The sequence below is a fragment of the Pseudoclavibacter helvolus genome (genome assembly GCF_049707175.1).
In the GTDB taxonomy this organism is placed as follows: Bacteria; Actinomycetota; Actinomycetes; order Actinomycetales; family Microbacteriaceae; genus Pseudoclavibacter; species Pseudoclavibacter helvolus_A.
In genome coordinates, this window is record NZ_JBNAFM010000004.1 from 103,646 (window position 1) to 122,603 (window position 18,958).

Annotated in this window: 16 protein-coding genes; 10 read left to right on the top strand and 6 right to left on the bottom strand. The window is 71.5% G+C overall.

The window, feature by feature from the left end:
* Nucleotides 1-49: 49 nt before the first annotated feature.
* From ACPYN9_RS04565 to ACPYN9_RS04575, 3 genes are all read right to left on the bottom strand, one after another.
* Nucleotides 50-1,381, bottom strand: coding sequence for a glucose-6-phosphate dehydrogenase (locus tag ACPYN9_RS04565; RefSeq protein ID WP_424464301.1), 1,332 nt, complete (start codon nucleotides 1,379-1,381; stop codon nucleotides 50-52).
* A gap of 109 nt (nucleotides 1,382-1,490) precedes the next feature.
* Nucleotides 1,491-2,279: a DUF4166 domain-containing protein gene (locus ACPYN9_RS04570; RefSeq protein WP_424464303.1), complete on the bottom strand. Its 789-nt coding sequence runs from the start codon at nucleotides 2,277-2,279 to the stop codon at nucleotides 1,491-1,493.
* Entirely contained in the window at nucleotides 2,279-3,049 is a 771-nt protein-coding gene (locus ACPYN9_RS04575; RefSeq protein WP_424464305.1) for a TetR/AcrR family transcriptional regulator, read from the bottom strand. Before ACPYN9_RS04575 ends, ACPYN9_RS04570 begins: the two co-directional genes overlap by 1 nt.
* Nucleotides 3,050-3,094: 45 nt before the next feature.
* Between ACPYN9_RS04575 and ACPYN9_RS04580 the strand changes: the two genes are divergently transcribed.
* Genes ACPYN9_RS04580 through ACPYN9_RS04595 form a run of 4 tightly spaced genes read left to right on the top strand, consistent with a single transcriptional unit; the run spans nucleotide 3,095 to nucleotide 7,488 of the window.
* Nucleotides 3,095-4,129 (top strand): epimerase, encoded by a 1,035-nt coding sequence (locus tag ACPYN9_RS04580; RefSeq protein ID WP_424464541.1) that lies wholly within the window; start codon nucleotides 3,095-3,097, stop codon nucleotides 4,127-4,129.
* A 49-nt stretch (nucleotides 4,130-4,178) separates the two neighbouring features.
* Nucleotides 4,179-5,096, top strand: a complete 918-nt coding sequence (locus ACPYN9_RS04585) for a WcbI family polysaccharide biosynthesis putative acetyltransferase (RefSeq protein ID WP_424464307.1) — start codon at nucleotides 4,179-4,181, stop codon at nucleotides 5,094-5,096.
* A complete protein-coding gene (locus tag ACPYN9_RS04590) occupies nucleotides 5,093-6,070 on the top strand; it encodes a hypothetical protein (protein ID WP_424464309.1) in 978 nt (325 codons plus the stop codon). The genes ACPYN9_RS04585 and ACPYN9_RS04590 overlap by 4 nt, the downstream gene beginning before the upstream one ends.
* Before the next feature lie 38 nt (nucleotides 6,071-6,108).
* A complete protein-coding gene (locus ACPYN9_RS04595) occupies nucleotides 6,109-7,488 on the top strand; it encodes a glycosyltransferase family 2 protein (protein WP_424464311.1) in 1,380 nt (459 codons plus the stop codon).
* A 15-nt stretch (nucleotides 7,489-7,503) separates the two neighbouring features.
* Here the strand turns inward: ACPYN9_RS04595 and ACPYN9_RS04600 are convergent, their stop codons facing one another.
* Nucleotides 7,504-7,821, bottom strand: a complete 318-nt coding sequence (locus tag ACPYN9_RS04600; RefSeq protein ID WP_424464313.1) for a hypothetical protein — start codon at nucleotides 7,819-7,821, stop codon at nucleotides 7,504-7,506.
* Between the two features lie 182 nt (nucleotides 7,822-8,003).
* Between ACPYN9_RS04600 and ACPYN9_RS04605 the strand changes: the two genes are divergently transcribed.
* The 6 genes from ACPYN9_RS04605 to ACPYN9_RS04630 all read left to right on the top strand — a co-directional run bounded on the left by ACPYN9_RS04605 (nucleotide 8,004) and on the right by ACPYN9_RS04630 (nucleotide 16,227).
* The gene (locus ACPYN9_RS04605) at nucleotides 8,004-9,734 is read left to right on the top strand and encodes an ABC transporter transmembrane domain-containing protein (protein ID WP_424464315.1); all 1,731 of its coding nucleotides are present in this window, start codon (nucleotides 8,004-8,006) and stop codon (nucleotides 9,732-9,734) included.
* Nucleotides 9,731-11,722: an ABC transporter ATP-binding protein gene (locus ACPYN9_RS04610; protein ID WP_424464317.1), complete on the top strand. Its 1,992-nt coding sequence runs from the start codon at nucleotides 9,731-9,733 to the stop codon at nucleotides 11,720-11,722. Before ACPYN9_RS04605 ends, ACPYN9_RS04610 begins: the two co-directional genes overlap by 4 nt.
* A 173-nt stretch (nucleotides 11,723-11,895) precedes the next feature.
* Nucleotides 11,896-12,531, top strand: coding sequence for a pentapeptide repeat-containing protein (locus ACPYN9_RS04615; protein ID WP_424464319.1), 636 nt, complete (start codon nucleotides 11,896-11,898; stop codon nucleotides 12,529-12,531).
* Between the two features lie 266 nt (nucleotides 12,532-12,797).
* A complete protein-coding gene (locus ACPYN9_RS04620; protein ID WP_424464321.1) occupies nucleotides 12,798-13,259 on the top strand; it encodes a DoxX family protein in 462 nt (153 codons plus the stop codon).
* A gap of 141 nt (nucleotides 13,260-13,400) precedes the next feature.
* The gene (locus tag ACPYN9_RS04625) at nucleotides 13,401-15,266 is read left to right on the top strand and encodes an AMP-dependent synthetase/ligase (protein WP_424464323.1); all 1,866 of its coding nucleotides are present in this window, start codon (nucleotides 13,401-13,403) and stop codon (nucleotides 15,264-15,266) included.
* A gap of 43 nt (nucleotides 15,267-15,309) precedes the next feature.
* Entirely contained in the window at nucleotides 15,310-16,227 is a 918-nt protein-coding gene (locus ACPYN9_RS04630) for a DUF1295 domain-containing protein (RefSeq protein ID WP_424464324.1), read from the top strand.
* Here ACPYN9_RS04630 and ACPYN9_RS04635 read toward each other — a convergent pair.
* Together ACPYN9_RS04635 and ACPYN9_RS04640 are read right to left on the bottom strand one after the other, a co-directional pair.
* Nucleotides 16,179-17,021 carry an SRPBCC domain-containing protein gene (locus tag ACPYN9_RS04635; RefSeq protein ID WP_424464326.1) on the bottom strand — a complete coding sequence of 281 codons (843 nt, stop codon included), beginning with the start codon at nucleotides 17,019-17,021 and terminating at the stop codon, nucleotides 16,179-16,181. The genes ACPYN9_RS04630 and ACPYN9_RS04635 overlap by 49 nt on opposite strands.
* 124 nt (nucleotides 17,022-17,145) lie before the next feature.
* Entirely contained in the window at nucleotides 17,146-18,885 is a 1,740-nt protein-coding gene (locus tag ACPYN9_RS04640) for an FAD-binding protein (RefSeq protein WP_424464328.1), read from the bottom strand.
* Nucleotides 18,886-18,958: the final 73 nt, after the last annotated feature.

Here is an 18,958-nt window from a genome sequence, read left to right on the forward strand (position 1 = left end):
CCCGCCGTCCCGCCAGTTCGCTCCGCCCCGACGCCGCTCGACTGACGCCCTAAGCGCGGTTGGCCTCCGCGGATGAGCGAGTTCCCGTGGCCGCTTCCTCGCCCGTCGACCCCGCCGTGTACTCGCCGAGCCCCCCCGTACCTTGCTGCCAGGCGTCCAGCACGGGCGTCACGATGCGCCAGAGTTCTTCGGCCACGTCGCCGCGCACCGAGAGCAGCGTGTTGCCGGTGAGCATGCTGGCGATGACCCGCGCGTAGGGGTCGGCGCTGTTGTCACCTTCGGGGGCGCGCAACGGGATGCTCGTGGGCGCGGCCTTGGCGTCGCCCGGGGTCAGGACGATCTCCTGCCGAGCCTCGCCAAGCGCCTTCCCCGAGCGCAGCACGAAGGGCACGTCGCGCCACGGTGGCGTGTCGATGCGCAGGGTGACCTCGGCGAGGGTCTCGGTGCCCCGCTCGGGGTCCACGTCCTCCTCGTCGACGTAGGCGGGCAGCCGCTTCCCGTCGAACTCGCCCGCCGTGTACCTCGCCTTGCGGGCCGAGACGGGATGCTCGCTCTCGAGGCGAACGGCGCGGAGCACTTCGGCGATTTCGTCGTCGACCGCGTCGTCTCCCTCGCCTGGCTGCTCCATCGCCGTGAGCGCGAGCATCAGCATGAGGTGGCTCTGCAGCATGTCCCGGAGCGCACCCGTCTGGTCGTAGAAGGCCCCGCGCCCCTCGATGCCGATCTTCTCGTCGAAGACGATCTCGACGCGGCCCGTCCCCGACTCACCACCGTCGCGATTGCGCACACCGCTCTGCTCGATCTGCGCTCTCGACCGGATGAGCTCGACGGCGGCTGGCGTGCCCAGAAAGTGGTCGATGCGCCAGAGACGACTTTCCGGCACGACCTTGGCGAGGGCCTGATTGAGTTCCCGCGCATCCGCTTCGCTCTCGCCGAACGGCTTCTCGATGGCGATCCTGAGATCGTCTGGAAGCTCGAGCTCGGCGAGCGCGTCAGCAACCTTCTTGCCCATGGCAGGCGGGAGCGCGATGTAGAGCAGCGGTGCGCTCGGGCAGGCGTCGAGCAGCTGCCGAAGCTCATCCGCCGAGGAGGCGTCGGTCGGCACGAACTCGGACCTCGACACGAGCCCGTCGATCGTCGACTGGGACACGCCGGCGCCCTCGAGGCTCGCCCTGACGACCCCCTGCCACTCCTCGCGCGTCTGCGGGGTCCTCGCTGCGCCGATGAGGTGCAGCTGCACGCCGGGGCTCGCGTCGGCCACCTTCGCGATGCCCGGCAGCAGGAGGCGCTCCGTCAGATCACCACCGGCGCCGAGGATGGCGATCGTGCGCGCGACGCTGCCCTCGATGGCGACCTCTGGGATGTTCGTGCTCGACCGCATGGATGCTCCAGGTTCTGGTTCGGTGGTGCCTGTTCCGGCGCGAGACTACGCGCCCGAGCCCGGGAAACCGCTCCATCGCGGGCCGGCGATCAGTTCCAGAGACCTGGCCTCAGCCCGCGTCGTCGGCACCCCCAACGGGCACCAGCGCGTAGCGGAACTCGCCGACGTACCGGAAGACGTCGCCGAGGAGCGGTGCCCGCAAGCGCACGTCCACGCATTGGCGGCCGTCGCCGTGCGGATGCGCGCGCTCGTCGAGCGTCATCGTCACGAGTCGCGGCAGCGGCACCCGCACGACGCGCAACGGAGCAGCAACGCGCACCGGAGCAACGCGCGCCGGAGCAAGGCGCACCGGAGCAACGCGCACCGGAGCAGCAACGCGGGCGCGCGGCGCTGGCAGGCGCATCCGCAGCCACAGCCGAGTGGACCGCATCCGCAAGCCGCCGTCGTGCACCCGGAGCGCGAGCTCGACCTCGAGTCCGCGCCGCCGGCCGAGACGGTCGACGAGGCGCATCGTTCCGTCCGAGTCGGGCTCGGCACTCATGGTGTCGACCACGACGCGGGTCACCCGCGGGAACGCGAACTCGCGCCGCCCGGCGAGCCCGCCGCCGCCGGCTGGCGTGTTGAGCACCGTGAACGGCACCTCGCGCCCGCGTTCCGGGAAGAGCACCTGCCGCCAGGCGAGCCAGGCGAATGCAGGCCACAGTGCGCGGTGGCGGGGCCCGGCCCAGGCGTAGACACCTTCGCCTCGCCCCACGAACCCGGCCGGGATGCGCCCGAAGTAGCGACGCAGTTGCGGGTGCAGGCTCGCGACCTCTGCGCCGAGCACCTGCTCGTACACCGACCTCGCCGAGTCGGCGCCGCGCTCGGACACCGGCGACACGCTGCCCGGCCCGCCCATCAGGCGCGCACCTCGCCGGCGAGGGCGAGGAGCTCTCGAAGCGGCGCGCGAACCCCGGGGATGCGCGTGAGCGGCAGCGTCATGCGCAGCAGGTTGAGGGCTCGGTCCAGGATGCGCCGCGTCCGCGCGCGGTCGGGCGACGAGTCGTAGACCCAGAGCAGCGCGAGCAACAGATGGCTCAGTACGAGGGCCTGCGGCAGGCCAGCCTTGAACTCGTCGGGCAGCGACGACTTGGCCCCATCGACGGCCCGCTCGAAGAGTGAGCGGATGACGGCGAGTGCCGGCGCCGACTCCTCGGACAGCGGGTTGATGGGCGAGCGCGGCGACACCGATGCGGCCAAGAACTCGGGGGCGTACGGGTGGTAGGGCTCGAGCTGGTCGAGGCCGGCACGGTAGACGATCGCGAGGCGATCAACGAGGTCTCGCTCTCCCTCGAGCTGCGGGATGGCGGCGGCTGCATGCGCCTCCTGCACGTCCAGGTACAGCTCCTGCACGAGATGGTTCTTCGTCGCGAAGTGGTAGTTCGTGGTGCCAACCGAGACGCCCGCCTCTTCGGCGATGCGCCGAACCGTCGTCGCGTCGTAACCGCGCTCGCGGAAGGAGCGGAGGGCGACCTCGCGGAGGAGTGCGCGCGTGCGCTCGCGCTTCGAGAGCTGGGCGGGTCGCTCGGCGACGGCCGCACCTGACTCATCCTGAACCGCCGAGTTGGCCGCAGCCGTGTTGTCCCCAGCCGAGTTGTCCTCGGTGGCGGCATCCCCAAAACTGAACATGTTCAGAAACGTACTACACTCGGCCTCATGGACCAGCACAGCCATATGGACCAGCACAGCCACACGGAGCAGCAGACGAACGCCGAGCAATCCGACCGGCACGGTACGGCGCGGCGGGTGGTCATCGCCGGGGCGAGCGGCTTCGTGGGTCGCGCCCTCGCCGCAGACTTCGAGCGCGACGGTTGGGACGTCGTGCGGATCGGCAGGCGCGAGGCCGTTCGCTGGGGCGAACGGGCAGACATCGAGCGCGCCGTCGACGGCGCGGAGGTGCTCATCAACCTGGCGGGCAAGTCCGTGAACTGCCGCTACACCGACGCGAACAGGAACGAGATCCTGCGCTCGCGTGTCGAGACCACCACCGCGCTCAGGGAGGCCGTGTCGGCGGCCGCCGCCCCACCGCGGGTCTGGTTCAACGCATCCACGGCCACCATCTACCGGCACGCCACCGACCGGCCGAACACCGAGGCTGACGGCGAGCTCGGACAGGGATTCTCGGTCGACGTGGCCCGCAACTGGGAGCGCGCCTTCTTCGAGGGCGAGCTGCCTGGCACCCGCCGCGTCGCCCTGCGTATGGCGATCGTGCTGGGTGACGGGCCGGCCGCGGGCAAGCTCTTCACGCTGGCCAGGATCGGGCTGGGTGGGCCAAACATCGACGGTTGGGCGCCGAACCACCGCCGCTACCGGGGCATCGGCCCCGACCCGAGTGGGGATGGTCGGGCCCCGCAGTACCGCACGCGGGGACGGCAGAAGTTCAGCTGGGTGCACCTCGACGACGTGGTCGGTGCCGTGCGCTTCCTGCTCGAGCGTGACGACCTCGACGGGGTGGTGAACGTCAGCAGCCCGAACCCGAGCGACAACCGCACGCTCATGGCGGGCATCCGTCGGGCTGTGCGCGCCCCGTTCGGCGTCCCGTCGTGGCGGTGGATGCTCGAGCCCGCCATGGCGTTGCTGCGCACCGAGCCGGAGCTGATCTTGAAGAGCAGGTGGGTGACGCCGGGTCGCCTCACCGAGGCCGGTTACCACTTCGGGCACCCCGAACTCAACCCCGCACTGCGGCAGGTCAGAAGGGAGCTAGGCTGAGCCGCCCCCACCCCACCCGATTCGGCAGGTTCGGAGACCACTTCCCTCGATGACGCACGCCACCGCACGCCTCGCGCACTTCGCAGAATTCTTCGCGCCCGGCGGCGACCGCACCGCCGAGGGCGACGATCGCCCCATCGGCCTCGCCATCGGCAATTGCCAGGCCGAATCCCTCCGCCTCGCGCTCGGCGACGACGTCCGCTTCGTGCGCACGCCGCCAGTGCATGAGTTGGAACCGGGCGACCTCCCGTCCCTTGAGGCCTGGCTCGATCGCGCGAGCGTGCTCGTCGCGCAGCCCGTGCGCGACGACTACCGGGGGCTCCCGGTTGGCACGCGGCAGCTCACCGCGCGGCTGCGCGCGGGTGCCCGCACCGCCTTGTTCCCGGTGATCCGCTTCGCTGGCCTGTACCCCTTCCAGGCGATCATCCGCCCGCCCTCCGACACCTCGCTGGTGCCACCGCTCGTGCCGTACCACGACCTCCGCACGCTCGCCGAGGCCGCGGGGGTGGATGCGCTGCCGGGCGGCGCCTCCCCCGCCGCGATCTCGGCGGTGGCCGCCGAGTCGATCCGTCAGCTGCGGGTCCGCGAGGAGCGACACGGCACCGTGCCCGTCGCTGAGCTTTTCGAACGGCCGTCGTTCGCGCAGGCGCGCACCATCAACCACCCGGGGAACCCCGTCTGGCTCGAGACCGCGCGCCGGGTGCGCGAGCGGCTCGGCCTCCCCGAGATCGAGCTGCGCCTCGACCGCGAGATCCTGAACTCGATCCACGCGCCGCGTGAGCCGGAGGTCATCGAGGCGTGGGGGCTCGACGCCGACCCGACCGACTCCTGGACGGTGGACGGCGCGCAGGTCGAGACCGAGCGCATCCGCGAGGCGCACCTGGGCTGGTACCGCGCGCATCCGGACGCGGTCGCCGAGGGGCTCTCTCGGCACGGCGCAACCATGGAAGCGCTGAGGGCCGCGTGACCGCGCCGCCCCTGCTGCTCCACCGTGATGACGAGACGCACGGCGTCGACCAGTACGCTCGCGCCGTCGCGACCGCCGTGGCGAAGCTCGACGCGGCCGTCACCTACCGCAGTGCCCACGGGCTCGACTCCGGGGAGCTCGCGCACGTGCACTTCACCGACCGCCTCTGGGGCAGCACGCCGGAGCGAGCGGCGGAACGCTTCGAGCGTCTGGCCGCGCGCGGGCCTGTCACGGTCACCCTGCACGACGTGCCGCAGGCCTCGGACGGCGCCCGTGGCTTCCCGCGGCGCACCGACTGCTACCGGCGCGTGGTCGAGGCAGCGGCAGGGACCGTCTGCAACAGCGCGCACGAGCAGCGCCTCCTCGAGCTCGCGCTCGGGCGGCGCGTGCAGGTGCATGTCGTGCCGCTGCCCGCGCAGCCCCCGAAGCCGCGGCCCGCGAGCTGGCGACCGACCGAGGAGGTGGCCGTGCTCGGTTTCTACTATCCAGGCAAGGGGCACCTCGAGGTTGTCGAGGCCGTCGCGACACTGCCGGCGTCGCACCGGCCGCGCGTCGTCGCGCTCGGATGTGCGTCTGCCGGCCACGAAGGCGAGCTCGAGGCCCTCGGTCGGCACGCGTCGACCCTCGGCGTCGAGTTCACGAGCACCGGCTTCCTCTCGACGGAGGACCGGCTCGCCCGCAGCCGCGAGGTGGCCGTGCCGATCATCGCGCACCAGCACGTCTCCGCCTCCGGCTCCCTCACCGATTGGCTCTCGGCCGGACGCAGGCCGCTCACCGTCGACTCCGCGTACTTCCGTGAGATGGATGCCATTCGGCCGCGCACCATGCAGCTCGTGCACCGCGGACAGCTCGCGGACGCGCTGGTGACGGCGCTCGCGCATCCGGAATCAACCTGGCTCGACGAGACGATCTCGACCTCCCCGAGCATCGAGGAGATCGCCCGCGCCTACCTCAGCTGGTGGGCTGCCCTGTGATGGGCAGCGACGGGCGGCGACCGCCATTTGGGCGCGCCGTGCCGGGCAACCGCTGGGACCTCGTCGAGGCGCGTGAGGCGGCGGAGGCGGCAGCCGCCACGAGGGTCTCGGTGATCGTCGCGCACTTCGAGCAGCAGGCGGAGCTGGACCGCACGCTCGCCGCCCTCGCCAGGCAGACGCATCCGACGCATCTGCTCGAGGTCATCGTTGTCGACGACGGGTCGCGCGAGCCTCCTCTGGTCCCCGGAGGGGTCCGTCTGCTGACGCAGGACAACCTGGGCTTCCGTGCGGGCGCGGCACGCAACCTCGGCGCGCGTGCCGCCCAGGGCGAGATCCTCTGCTTCCTCGACGCCGACACGGCTCCCGAGCCCGACTACGTGGCGCGGATGGCGGCGCTGCCCTCCGTGCTGCCCGAGGCGGTCGTCGCGGGCCGTCGCAGGCACGCCGACTTCACCGGGGTGGGGGCGGATGCTCCCGTCGAGCGGGCGGGGCCGGCGCGGGAGCTGCCGGAACCGGCCTGGCTGATCGACGCCTACCGTGCCTCGCGGAACCTGCTCGAGGCCGACGACCGCTCGTATCGGTTCGTGATCGGCGCGGTGTTCTCGTGCACGCGCTGGTTCTTCGACGAGATGGGCGGCTTCGACGAGGACTTCCGCGGCTACGGCGGCGAGGACTGGGAGTGGGCTCACCGCGCCTGGCTGGCGGGTGCGGTGTTCGCGCACGACCCCGAAGCGGTGGCCTGGCACGACGGCCCCGACTGGGCGGGCCGGAGCGCGGACGACGCGCGGCGCCAGGAGCACAAGAATCGGGAAACGCTGCTGCTCGCACAGAAGATCGGCGTCGAAGGCTCCCGGCCGCACGCCCTCGCGACGGCGGCGCCTGACGTCGTCGCCGTGCTCCGGGCGGCGCCGAGCGAGGCTGCCGCGTTCGTCTGCGTCGACAGCCTGCTGCAGCAGCTCCCCCAGGCACGGGTCGTCGTGCCCGCCGAGCTGCATCCGCTGTTCTCCGCCGACCCCCGAGTGGTCGCCTCACCCGGTGGCGCCGACCGCGGGCGGGTCCGCATCGAGCTGGCCACGGCCGTACACTTCGCCGGGCCTGAGCGCGAGGTGCCCGAGGTGCTTGAAAGGCCCGAAAGGCCCGGAGAGCCCGGGAGCCCCGCAGCGCCCGGAGCCCCCCAGAAACTGCAGGCACTGCAGAGACTTCAGGGTGCGGTCGCCCGCGTCGGCATCGGTACGCTCGGGGCTGTCCGGATCGGGCCGCACGTTGTGGTCCGTTCCGAGCGAGCGCTGCGCCGCGAGGAGCGCTGGGGCGACGCGGCGGGCTGGCGGACCGAAGAAGTCGACGGCGGCACCGTGCGGGCCGTTCCCGGCGACGTGAGCGTCGCGGCTCACCTCGGCGGCTGGCTTACGCTCGATTGACCGCGGGCTCCCGCCTCAGCCGGTCGGCGTTCCGCCAGGGAGGCCGGTGCGCCACGTCGGGTCGAAGTCGGGATGCGCCTCCCAGGTCGCGGCGAGCGTCGCGACGAGCTGGCGGGCGAGCCGTTCGCCCTCGCTGGCGGGATCCGCGCCGAACAGGTACTCGAGGGCCTTCTCCTCCTCGTCGGCGCCAAGCAGCCAATCGATGACATCGTCGTCGTCACCATCGGAGAGGGCATCTTCCGCGATGGCGAGGATGCGTCGGTAGGTGTGCTCGACCGGCGGCGCGAGCCCACCCTCGGCGAGCCGGGCCGTGACGAACTCGATGGGGTTCATGCGCCCATTCTGGCCGCGATGGGGCGCGCCGAACCCCTTCGGCGGGCGAAATTCTCGATTGTGAGGAAAAATGGGAAGGTCGCCCTCACTTCCCGGGGCAGCATCATCGAGCTCCCGCGTGTGCCGAGCATCCGAACGCCCGTGCACCGAGCCCCACAACGCACTCCCCAGGAGGCCACCGCGTGACAGCAGCCCAGACGACCGGGCCGCGGCGCCTCATCGTGCAGACGGCGATGGGGGTCAAGCGCTGGCTGGCACCGGCGACCGCCCTCTTCGTCTCGCACCAGCTCTGCGAGGTCGCGGTTCCCGTGGTCGTCGGCATCGTCATCGACCGGGGCATCGTCGACCGAGACGTGCCGCAGCTCGCCGCCTGGCTCGCCGCGCTCGTGGCTGTGTTCGTGCTGCTCGCCTGGTCGTATCGGACGGGCGTGTACTTCCTGGTCAACGGCATCCAGCGCGCCCACCACGAGCTGCGGATGCGCGTGAGCGAACGCACCCTCGACCCGCGCGGGTTCGGGGACCGACAGCGGCCAACCGGTGAGCTCCTCGGCATCGGCGGCTCCGACGTGCAGCGCGTCGCGTTCGGCGGACTGCTCTTCGTGCATCCGGTCGCCGAGCTCGCGGCCGTCGTCGCTGCAGGGGCGGTGCTGATCAGCATCGCCTGGCCGCTCGGGCTCGCCGTCATCCTCGGCGGGCCGATCTTCCTGCTCCTGCTCGACCGCTTCGGCAGGCACCTGCGCACACGGGCCGAGCACCAGCAGCGCCTCACGGCCGACTCGGCGTCGCTCGCTGCGAACGCCATCGCCGGGTTCCGTACCCTCACCGCCCTCGGCGCGACGGGGCGCGCCTCGCGCAGCTACGCGCAGTCCAGCGAGCGGGCCCGCGTCGCCGCGATCGCCACGCGCCGCGCCGAGGCCTGGTTCGTCGCTGTCTCGAGCACGGCGACGGGCATCTTCGTGGTCGCGATCGGCGTCATCGCGGCCGCACTCGCATTCCAGGGCACCATCACCGTTGGCCAACTCATCACCGTCGTCGGGGTCGTGCAGGTCGTCATGGGCCCCATGGAGGCGTTGGCGGTCAACGTCGGCGCCGTGTGGGCCCGGGCGGGCGCCTCAGCGACGCGCGTGCTATCGCTGCTGCAGGCGCCCTACGCCCGCGAGCCTCGGTCACCCGAGGGCGGTGCAGGGCCCAACGCCGACGCCGACGCCGACCGCACCCCGAACGCGACGCGCACCCTCGAGGTGAGCGGGCTCGGCGGCGCGCACCTCACCGACCTCAGCTTCAGCGCCGACCGAGGCGAGATCGTCGGCGTGGTCGCCGAGGCGCACGAGGCCGCCGAGCTGGTCGAACTGCTCGGAGGGCGCATCCACCCGCCCAAGGGCACGGTCACGATCGATGGCCTGCCGCTGGCCGAGGTCGACGCAGCTCGCCTCCACGAGCTCGTCACCGCAGCCCCGCACGCGGCCCACACCGTGCCCGGAACGGTTGCGACGAACGTCCTCGGCGTCGCTGCCACAGCGGCCGCCCCCGACGACGCGCTGACCGCGGCCGCGTTCGACGACGTGCTCGAGCAGCTCCCGCAGGGCATCCGCACCCCGCTCGGCGGCGCCGGGCGCACCCTCTCCGGCGGGCAGCGGCAGCGGCTCGCGCTCGCGAGGGCCCTCGCCGCCCCCGCCCCCGTCCTCGTGCTCCACGAACCGACCGGAGCCATCGACGCCGTCACCGAGCAGCACATCGGCGAGCGGATGCGTGCGGCGACCGCTCGCCGAGCCGTCGTCGTGGTCTGCTCCAACCCGCAGCTGCTCGTGCGCGCCGACCGGGTCCTCGTGCTGCGCGACGGCACGATCGCCGCCTCCGGCACGCACGACGAGCTGCTCGCCACCAGCCCCGAATACGCGGAGACCGTCTCATGAGCGCCGACTCCACCGCGCCGAGCACACCCAGCGCCCCGACGACGCCGGGCCTGCGGGGCGCGCAGAGCCTGCCGAGCACGCCGGGCGCGCAGACCGCGCCCGGGACGCCGGGCGCCCCGCTCACGCCGACCTCGCCGACCACCCCGACCCTGCAGGGCCTGCCCATCGCGAGCGGCCGACGCGCCGCGCGTCTGGCCTGGCACCTCCTCACCCTTCGCCCCTGGATGCTCGTGCTCGCGATCGTGCTGCTGGGCGCGGCCGCCGCGGCGGCGCTGCTCGTGCCCGCGGGTCTCGGGCGCCTGGTCGACGCGGTGACGGGGGTCGACCACGGCCTGCTGGAGGTGGCGCTGTTGCTGCTGGGCGGAGTGGCCGGGAGCGCCGGCCTTGGCGCGCTCGGCTCGATGGCGCTCGCCGCCGTGCTCGAGACGGCCCTGGCCCGCCTGCGTGAGGACTTCGTCTCGGCCACCCTCGCCCTGCCCCCGGTCCTGGTTGACGAGATCGCCGATGGCGAGCTCGTCTCCAGAGCGACCGACGATGTCGACACCGTCGGTCAGGTCACGACGGGTGCGGTGCCCGCCGTGGTCTCCGCCGGGCTCGCGGTTGTCGCGACCGGGGTCGGCCTGGCCGTCCTGAACCCGCTGTTCCTGCTGGCCATGCTCACGGTGGTTCCCGTGCACGCCTTCGCCCTGTGGCGCTACCTTCGCAAGGCACCGCGCCTGTATGCCGCCGAGCGCGTCGCCATCGCGTCGCGCTCGAGGGAGATGGTGTCGGCCATCCAGGCCCTGCCGACGCTGCACGCGTACGGCTGGGCTGGCGGTATCGCCGAGCGCATCCGCACCCGCTCCTGGAACGTGTTGCGCTGGGCGCTCCGGACCCGCATCGTGCAGAGCCGCTTCGGGTTCCGCATGAACATGGCGGAAGCGGTCGGGCTGACGTCGGTGCTGATCGTCGGCGCCGTGCTCGCATTCAACGACGCGGCGACGATCGGCGAGGTGACGACGGCAGCGCTCCTCTTCCAGGCGCTCTTCGGCCCCTTCATCGCGCTGCTGATGCTGGTCGACGATCTCCAGTCCGCCGGCGCGTCGCTCGCTCGCGTGGCCGGGGTCATCGAGCTCGGGCCCGTCCCGCCCGATGAGCAGCCGCGCGTGGCCGTGGCGCTCGGCGAGAGCCTCGCCAGCGCGGGCGAGGTCCTCGCGGACGCAGCTGCGGGCGGGCCTCCTGAGCCCGACATCTCCCTTGAGGCCGTGGTTGCCGCCTACCCGGGGCGGCCGGCCGTGCTCTGGATCGACGAGCTGCGCATCCCGGCCCGGCAGCGGGTCGCGGTCGTCGGCTCGTCCGGGGCGGGGAAGAGCACGCTCGCGAGGGTCCTCATGGGGCTCCTTGAGGTGCGCGCCGGCCGCGTCGACATCGGCGGCCACGACCCCGCCGAGATGGGCGAGCTCGAACGCGCCGGCCGCGTCGTCATGGTGAGCCAGGACGTGCATGTTTTCTCTGGAACCCTGCGACACAATTTGCTCATCGCGAGGGAGTCGGCGAGCGACGCAGAGCTGGAGTCGGCGCTCGAGGCCGTCGCCGGCGCCCGCTGGCGTCATGTCTTCGCCGATGGGCTGGAGACCCTGATCGGCGAGGGCAACGCCGAGCTCAGCGCGACGGATGCGCACCGCCTCGCGCTCGCGCGGGCCCTGGTGACCCGCGCGCCGATCGTGATCCTCGACGAGGCCACGGCAGACGCCGACACGGCGGATGCACGCGCCCTCGAGGCGGCGGCCCGACGGGCCCTCGAGGGCCGCACGGTGGTGACGATCGCGCATCACCTCACGCAGGCGAGCACCGCAGAGCGCGTGCTGGTGATGGAGCACGGGCGCATCGTCGGCGACGGGCCCCACGAGCAGCTGGTCGCCGTCGAGGGCCCCTACCGTGAGCTCTGGTCGGCGTGGACTGCGCACCGCTCCGGCGACGAGCGGCGACGGGACACGACGCCGAGCTGAGCGTCAGACCGGCTCGACGAGCAGCGTCGAGGGCCAGTGTCTCGAAGACCTCGAGGAGGTGCCCGATCATCGAGTGATCCTGCTGCAGGCGCGCGAGCGTGTCCCGCAGCTCGAGATGCGCGGCCGCGATGGCGGGGAAAGAGAGCCACGAGCCGCGAAGTACGCTCGAGGATATGCACGCAGCCGACAGCAAGCGCCTCAGCGAACGATGGACCTCCCAGGAGCTCTCGGCGCTGCGCACGCAGCTCGCGCGCCTCGCCGACGTGGTCGCCGGTCCGCACCGGCTCACGCCGAGCTGGCACGACCCGGCGTCGGCATCGACCGACCTCCGCGGCCTCCCGGCGGGCAGCCTGGGCGTCAGCATCCGACACCTCGAGCTCTCCGACGTGCAGGCGACCGGCATGTCCGGCGCACTCACGATCGTCGACAGCGCCCTCACCCACTGCCACTTCGAGCAGGCGAAGCTCACCGCGCACACCCGCCTCGAGGGGTTTCTCCGCGCGTGCTCGTTCGCCGAAGCGAGCATCCCGCAGGCCGCCATTGGGCCGGAAGTCTTCGACTGCGACTTCCGCGACGCGAAGCTGCGTCGCCTCCGCGCCGTGCCCGGCACGGCCTTCTCGAACTGCACCTTCGACGGCGCCGAGCTCTCGGGCGCAGAGTTCACCAACACGACGTTCCTCGACTGCAGCTTCACCGGGGCGAAGTTCAACGCGGCCACCACGTTCCGCGGATGTACCTTCGTCGGCGCCGTTCCGAAGTTCGGGAAGGCGAGCGAGACGGCAACGAAGGTCAGGCCCCTCGAGGGGTGACCGGCGGCCCGGGACGTCGCGGCCACGCCCGAAGCGCCCCGCTGCGCGGGAGTCATAGCAAAGTCATACGGTTCAAAGCGCCATGATGGGCGTTTCACTGATGCCACCGAAGCTCTTCGCCTTCCGCCGCGCCGTTCGCAAGGCCCCGCGGTGACGCTCGCCTCTCATGCCGAACTCATGCCACAGAGGCCTCCCCGCGGGTCCGTCGAGGCGCGCATCCCTCACCGTCCAGCTTGCAGCTGGGCACCGTTCCTACGGTCGAGCACATGTCAACCTCAGCGAATGCCGCCCTGCTCATCCTCCGCCTCGCCCTCGGCGTCACCATGCTGCTCCACGGCATCCAGAAGCTCACGACCACGGGAATCGCCGGTGTCCAGGAGATGCTCGCGGGCCTCGGCGTGCCGCTCGCCGACATCGCAGGCATCGCGCTCCCGTTCGTGGAGATCGGCGCCGGTGCGCTCCTCATCGTCGGCCTCTTCACGAGGGTCGCGGCCGGGCTGCTCGCCATCGTCTCCCTCGGCGCCATGTTCACCGTGCACTTCACGGCCGGGTTCTTCGCGCAGGACGGCGGCTACGAATTCGTGCTTGTCCTCGCCCTCCTCGGCGTCGCCCTCGCACTGACCGGCGGCGGACGCTGGGCGGCGGATGCGCTCATCCGTCGGCCGCGGCCCGCGCACGCCGAGCGCGCGGCGCACGTCGAGCGTCAGGACGCGCCGCAGCCCGCCTAGGTAGCGGGTCCGCCGAACGTCATTGGCGGGTCTACGTGGTCGCCGGCCGCAAGTCACGATACGGTCCAATCCACCGGCTTCCCCTGCTCCGAATTTCCTCGTACACGGGCGAGATAGCCCGGCGCGCGAAAGGCGGCTGCAGTGCTGGAATCCTCGACTCCCCTCCTGGTCGGTTCCGACGTCATCGGTGGCCCCGACGGGTACCGGAACGTCACCGACCTGCTCGTCCGCCGAGCCGAGGCCGCACCCGACCATGCCGCGTTCGAGGTTCCCAGCGAGTCGACGGATCCCGAGGCACCGTGGCGTCAGATCTCGACGCGTGAGTTCACCGAGACGGTGCGCGCCGTCGCCAAGGGCCTCGTCGCGCTCGGCATCCGGCCTGGCGACGCGATCGCGATCATGGCGCCGACCAGGTACGAGTGGGCGGTCGCCGACCTCGCCACCTGGTTCGCCGGCGCGGTCGTCGTGCCCATCTACGAGACCTCGGCGCCGACACAGGTCGCCGCGATCGTCGAGGATGCGCGCGTGGTGCTCGCCTTCGGCGGCAGCGCGCGGCACGTGGGACTGCTGGAGGGCCCGATCGCCGCCCGCGGGGCAGACACCCTCGGCGTCTGGTCGATGGACCCAACCTTCGGGCTCAACGATGGGCGCGACCTCGACCGGCTCGCGGTCCTCGGCACCGGGGTCGCCGACGAGGCGCTCGAGGAGCGGCGGCTGTTCGCGACGCCGAGCTCCCCCGCCACGATCGTGTACACGTCGGGCACCACGGGCGAACCCAAAGGCGCCGTGCTGACGCACGAGAATTTCCTCGGCCAGGTCCTCAACATCGCCGCCGCGTACGGCGAGGTCGTGCATCCCGGCGGCAACACCATCATCTTCCTCCCCCTCGCCCACGTGCTCGCCCGGGGCCTGCAGCTGATCTGCCTGGCCAGCGGCATGCGCATCGCGCACCTCGCCGACCCGACCGCCGTCGTCGGAGCGCTCGGACAGCTGCAGCCCACCTTCCTCGTTGTCGTGCCCCGCGTGCTGCAGAAAATCCAGGCGGCCGCCGGCGCGAAGGCGGCGGCCAAGGGCCTCGGCAAGGTCTGGGCGTCCGCGCAGCGCACGGCCGTCGACTGGGGCAACCTCCGCGAGACGGCGAAGCCCTCAGCGCGGGCGCCCCTCGGTCTCCGCCTGCGACACGGGCTGTTCGACCGGCTCTTCTTCAGCCGCCTCCGACAGGTCATGGGCGGCCGGGTCACCCACATCCTCTCCGGCGGGGCGACACTCGACGCCGACCTCTCACTCTTCTTCGGCGGCATCGGCGTGCCCGTCATCGAGGGCTACGGGCTCACCGAGACCACGGCGCCGCTCACCGGCAACCTGCCCGGCGACATCCGCTCCGGCACCGTCGGCCGACCACTGCCGGGCTCGACGGTTCGCATCAGCGACGACGGCGAGATCCTCGCGCGCGGCATCGGCGTGTTCAGCGGCTACCGGAACCCCGAGCACGACGCGGACGCGTTCGTCGACGGCTTCTTCCGAACGGGCGACCTCGGCCGACTCGACGACCAAGGACGCGTCATCCTCGAGGGCCGCCTCAAGGACGTCATCGTCACCTCAAACGGCAAGACGATCGTGCCCACCAGGTGGGAGTCGTCCGTAGAATCCGACCCGCTGGTCTCACACGCCGTCATGATCGGCGAGGGCCGCAACTACCTGTCGGCGCTCATCATCCTCGACCCGGAGGCGCTGACCGCGTTCTCCGCCGAAGCCGCCGCATCCGCGCATCCGCACACCGGCGCCCACGAGCTGCTCACCATCGCGGATGCGCGCGCCCGCGAGCATGTGCAGCACGCCGTCGACCGCGCCAACGAACTCGTCGCGCGCAGCGAACAAGTCCGACGCTTCACGCTCATCACCACCGACCTCGACGACCCGACGCTTGTCACGCCGACGCTCAAACTGAAGCGAGCCGCCGTCCTGCAACGCAGCACCGACGTCGTCGACAAGCTCTACTCCTCCTGACCCACCCTTCCCCCAGGCGATCCCCGCCCCGAGAGGCACCAGCATGACCAACGAGACCACCGCGAACGACACCGAACCCGCGGGCAGCAAGAACCGTGCGACAGCCATCACGATCGTGATCGCGCTCCTCATCGGAGGGGTCGTCGCCCTCGCAGGAAGCCAGGGAGGCGCGGAACTCGCAGGCTTCCCGCTCTACGCCTGGGCCGTCGCCGCGGCGTTCCTCATCCAGGTGCTCGTCTACCTGCCCTCGGCGGCGGCCAAAACCGAACGATTCTTCGACCTCACCGGCAGCGCGACCTTCATCGCCGTCACCATCGGACTACTCATCGCGACTCCAGCGATCGACGCACGAAGCTGGATCCTCGGAGCCATGGTCATCCTGTGGGCCGTGCGGCTCGGGTCGTTCCTCTTCGCGCGCATCCACCGCTCAGGGGCCGACGACCGGTTCGACGACATCAAGGGCAACAAGCTGCGCTTCCTGCGCGTCTGGGTGATGCAGGGGCTCTGGGTGAGCCTCACGGCCGCCGCGGCCTGGATCGCGATCGCCGGCGGCACCGACGACCGTGAGCCCATCGGCTGGCTCGCGATCGTCGGCATCGTCATCTGGGTGGCCGGGTTCCTCATCGAGGTCACCGCCGACCTCCAGAAGAACGCGTTCAAAGCCGACCCCGCCAACAAGGGGCGTTTCATCCGCACCGGACTCTGGTCCCGCTCACGCCACCCCAACTACTTCGGCGAGATCCTGCTCTGGATCGGCGTCGCCATCGTCGCCGCCCCCGTGCTCGTCGGGTGGCAGTGGATCGCCCTCATCTCGCCGATCTTCGTCACCCTGCTGCTCACTCGAGTCAGCGGCGTGCCCCTCCTCGAAGCCAAAGCCGACAAAAAGTGGGGCGGGCAAGCCGACTACGAGGACTACAAGCGGCGGACGCCCGTGCTGCTCCCGAAGCTCACGCGCCCCTGAGCGGGGCGACCGCGCGACGCGCGATGCTCGGGGCGGCGACCGCGGCGGCGGGGTTCGTCGAGGCGGCGGGGCGCCCGGTTCGAGGCGGCGGGGCGCCCGGTTCGAGGCGGCGGGGCGCCCGGTTCGAGGCGGCGGGGCGCCCGGAAAGTTGTGGAAAAACGCTCCCGGGAGCGACCGCAACAGCATTTCGTCACAACTCTCCGGGCGGGCGCGGGCACGTGGAACCAGGGCAGGTCCGGGCGGGCCAGGCGGGCCAGCCCGGCCAGCCCGGCCAGGCACTGCCGGGCGCGCACCGCCGGGTCGCTACTCCGACGCGAGCTTCTCGGAGAGCTCGGCGAGCGCCTCGGTGACCGCGCCCCAGCCTTCGAAGAACCCGAGCTCGGCGTGCAGGGCTCGGCTTCCGCATCCGCGTGGCGCACGAGGGCGACGTATTCGGTTCCCTCGGGGTGCTCGTTGAACGAGATCTCGGCGGCGATGGAGATCGGGGCTGGGGCGGCCGGGCGAAGCACTGACGTCACCGCGTTGGTGAAGACGAGCCGCTCGGTCTCCTCAACGACGAGGAAGATGCCGTCGGTGTGCGGCACGAAGGACGCACCGTCGTCGCTCATCTGCGTCACGAAGGCACCGCCGGGTCGAACCTCGAGCTGCTGGATGCGCGACTGGGTCGGGGCGGGCGTCCACCACTGGGCGAGCAGCTCTGGCGTGGTCCAGGCGCGCCACACGACGTCCCTCGGCGCGCGGATGACGCGGCTCAGCGTGAGGTCGAGTTCGGGGTTGAAGGCTTCGGCGTTCATGGTTGCTCCAGTTCTGCGATGACGAACAGCCCGATCCTGGCAGACCGCGGACTCGCGGTCGACCGGAATCGGGCTGTGGCGTCACTTCTTCGTTCGGGAGGGCGAGCCGACGTCCTTGCGGCGGCTACTCGACGAGCTTCCCCTCGACGGAGACCTCGCCGATGAGCTCGGCGATCTCGGCGGGCACCGGCGGGATCTCCTCGCGCGTGATGCCGCCCTTCGGCGACCACACGAGGTTCACCTGCATGGCGGGGTCGAGTTCGGGGAAGTCGCTGCGGTTGTGGCAGCCGCGCGTCTCGCGGCGCTCGAGGGCCGCCTCGAGCGTGGCGCGTGCCGCGAGGGCCGACGACTTGAGGTCGAAGGCGTGCGCGAGGTCCTGGAAGCCGGCGATGTCGGGGTGGATGCCCACACGCTCCATGCGCGCCTCGATCTCGTCGAGGGCGGCGATGCCGGCCTTGAGTCCCTCCTCGTCGCGGACGACTCCCGCGTACTCGGTCATCGTGTCTCGAATCGCGCGCTGTAGGGCGCGCACGTTCTCGTGCCCGTCGGCCTCGAGGAGGTCGTTGATCTCGCCGCGGGCCTGCGCGACGGCCTCGGGCGACCGGAACTGCGCATCCAGTCCCGCCGAGTGGACGACGGCGGCCTGGCCGACGATTCGGCCGAACACGAGGAGTTCGATGAGCGAGTTGCCGCCGAGGCGGTTCGCGCCGTGGAGGCCGCTCGATGCCTCGCCGATCGCGTACAACCCGTTCACGTCGGTGCTGTGGTCGTCGGGGCGCACCCACACGCCGCCCATCGAGTAGTGCGCGGTGGGCGCGATCTCGATCGGCTTAGCCGTGATGTCGAGCATCTGCAGCTCGAGCATCTGCTGGTAGATGCGCGGGAGGCGGTTCATGATCGTCTCGCGGGGCAGGTGGGAGACGTCGAGCCACACGCCGCCGTTTGCGGTGCCGCGGCCCTCCTTGATCTCCGTGTACGCGGCGAGCGCGACCCGGTCGCGGGTCGAGAGCTCCATGCGCTCCGGGTCGTAGCGCTCCATGAAGCGCTCGCCGAGGCCGTTCGTGAGAATGCCGCCCTCGCCACGGGCCGCCTCGGAGACGAGGGTGCCAGCCGCGTTCTCTGGCTCGATGATGCCGGACGGGTGGAACTGGACGAGCTCGGGGTCGCGGAGGCGGCCGCCTGCTTCGACGGCGAGGCGGAACGAGTCGCCCGTGTTCTCGTCGCGGCGCGACGAGGTCCGTCGCCAGATGCGGTTGTGGCCGCCGGCGGCGAGGATGACCGAGTCGGCGTGGATGAGGTAGCGCGTGCCGTCGTTGATGTCGAAGCCGTAGGCGCCGAAGACGACGTTGTCGCGCACGAGGATGCGGGTGATGTACACGGTGTCGAGGATGGGGATGTCGAGCTGCTCGCTGCGGGCGACGAGCGAGCGCTGGATCTCGAGGCCCGTGTAGTCGCCGGCGAACGCGGTGCGGCGGAACTTGTGGGCGCCGAAGAATCGCTGCGAGATGCGGCCGTCGCCTTCGCGCTGGAAGCCCATGCCGTAGCGCTCGAGGTCGCGGATGCCCTGCTCGGCGCCGCGGGTGACGATCTCGACGGTGTGCGGGTTGGCGAGCCAGTAGCTCTCCTTGATGGTGTCGGCGGCATGCTGCTGCCAGCTGTCGTCCGCGTCCATGGTGCCGAGGGCGGCGTTGATGCCGCCGGCGGCGAGGGAGGTGTGCGCGTCGTGCTTGGGGCGCTTGCCGACGGCGAGCACGTCGACGCCCTGCTCGGCGACTTCGATGGCGGCGCGCAGGCCGGAACCGCCGGTTCCGATGACGAGCACGGTGGTGGAGATCTGGCGTTCGATGGAGCTGGTCGCGGTCATGTCAGCAACGTTAGGGAGACGGAGCCGATTACTCCAATGCATAGTTCGGGTCACTGCAATGCACGTAGGCTAT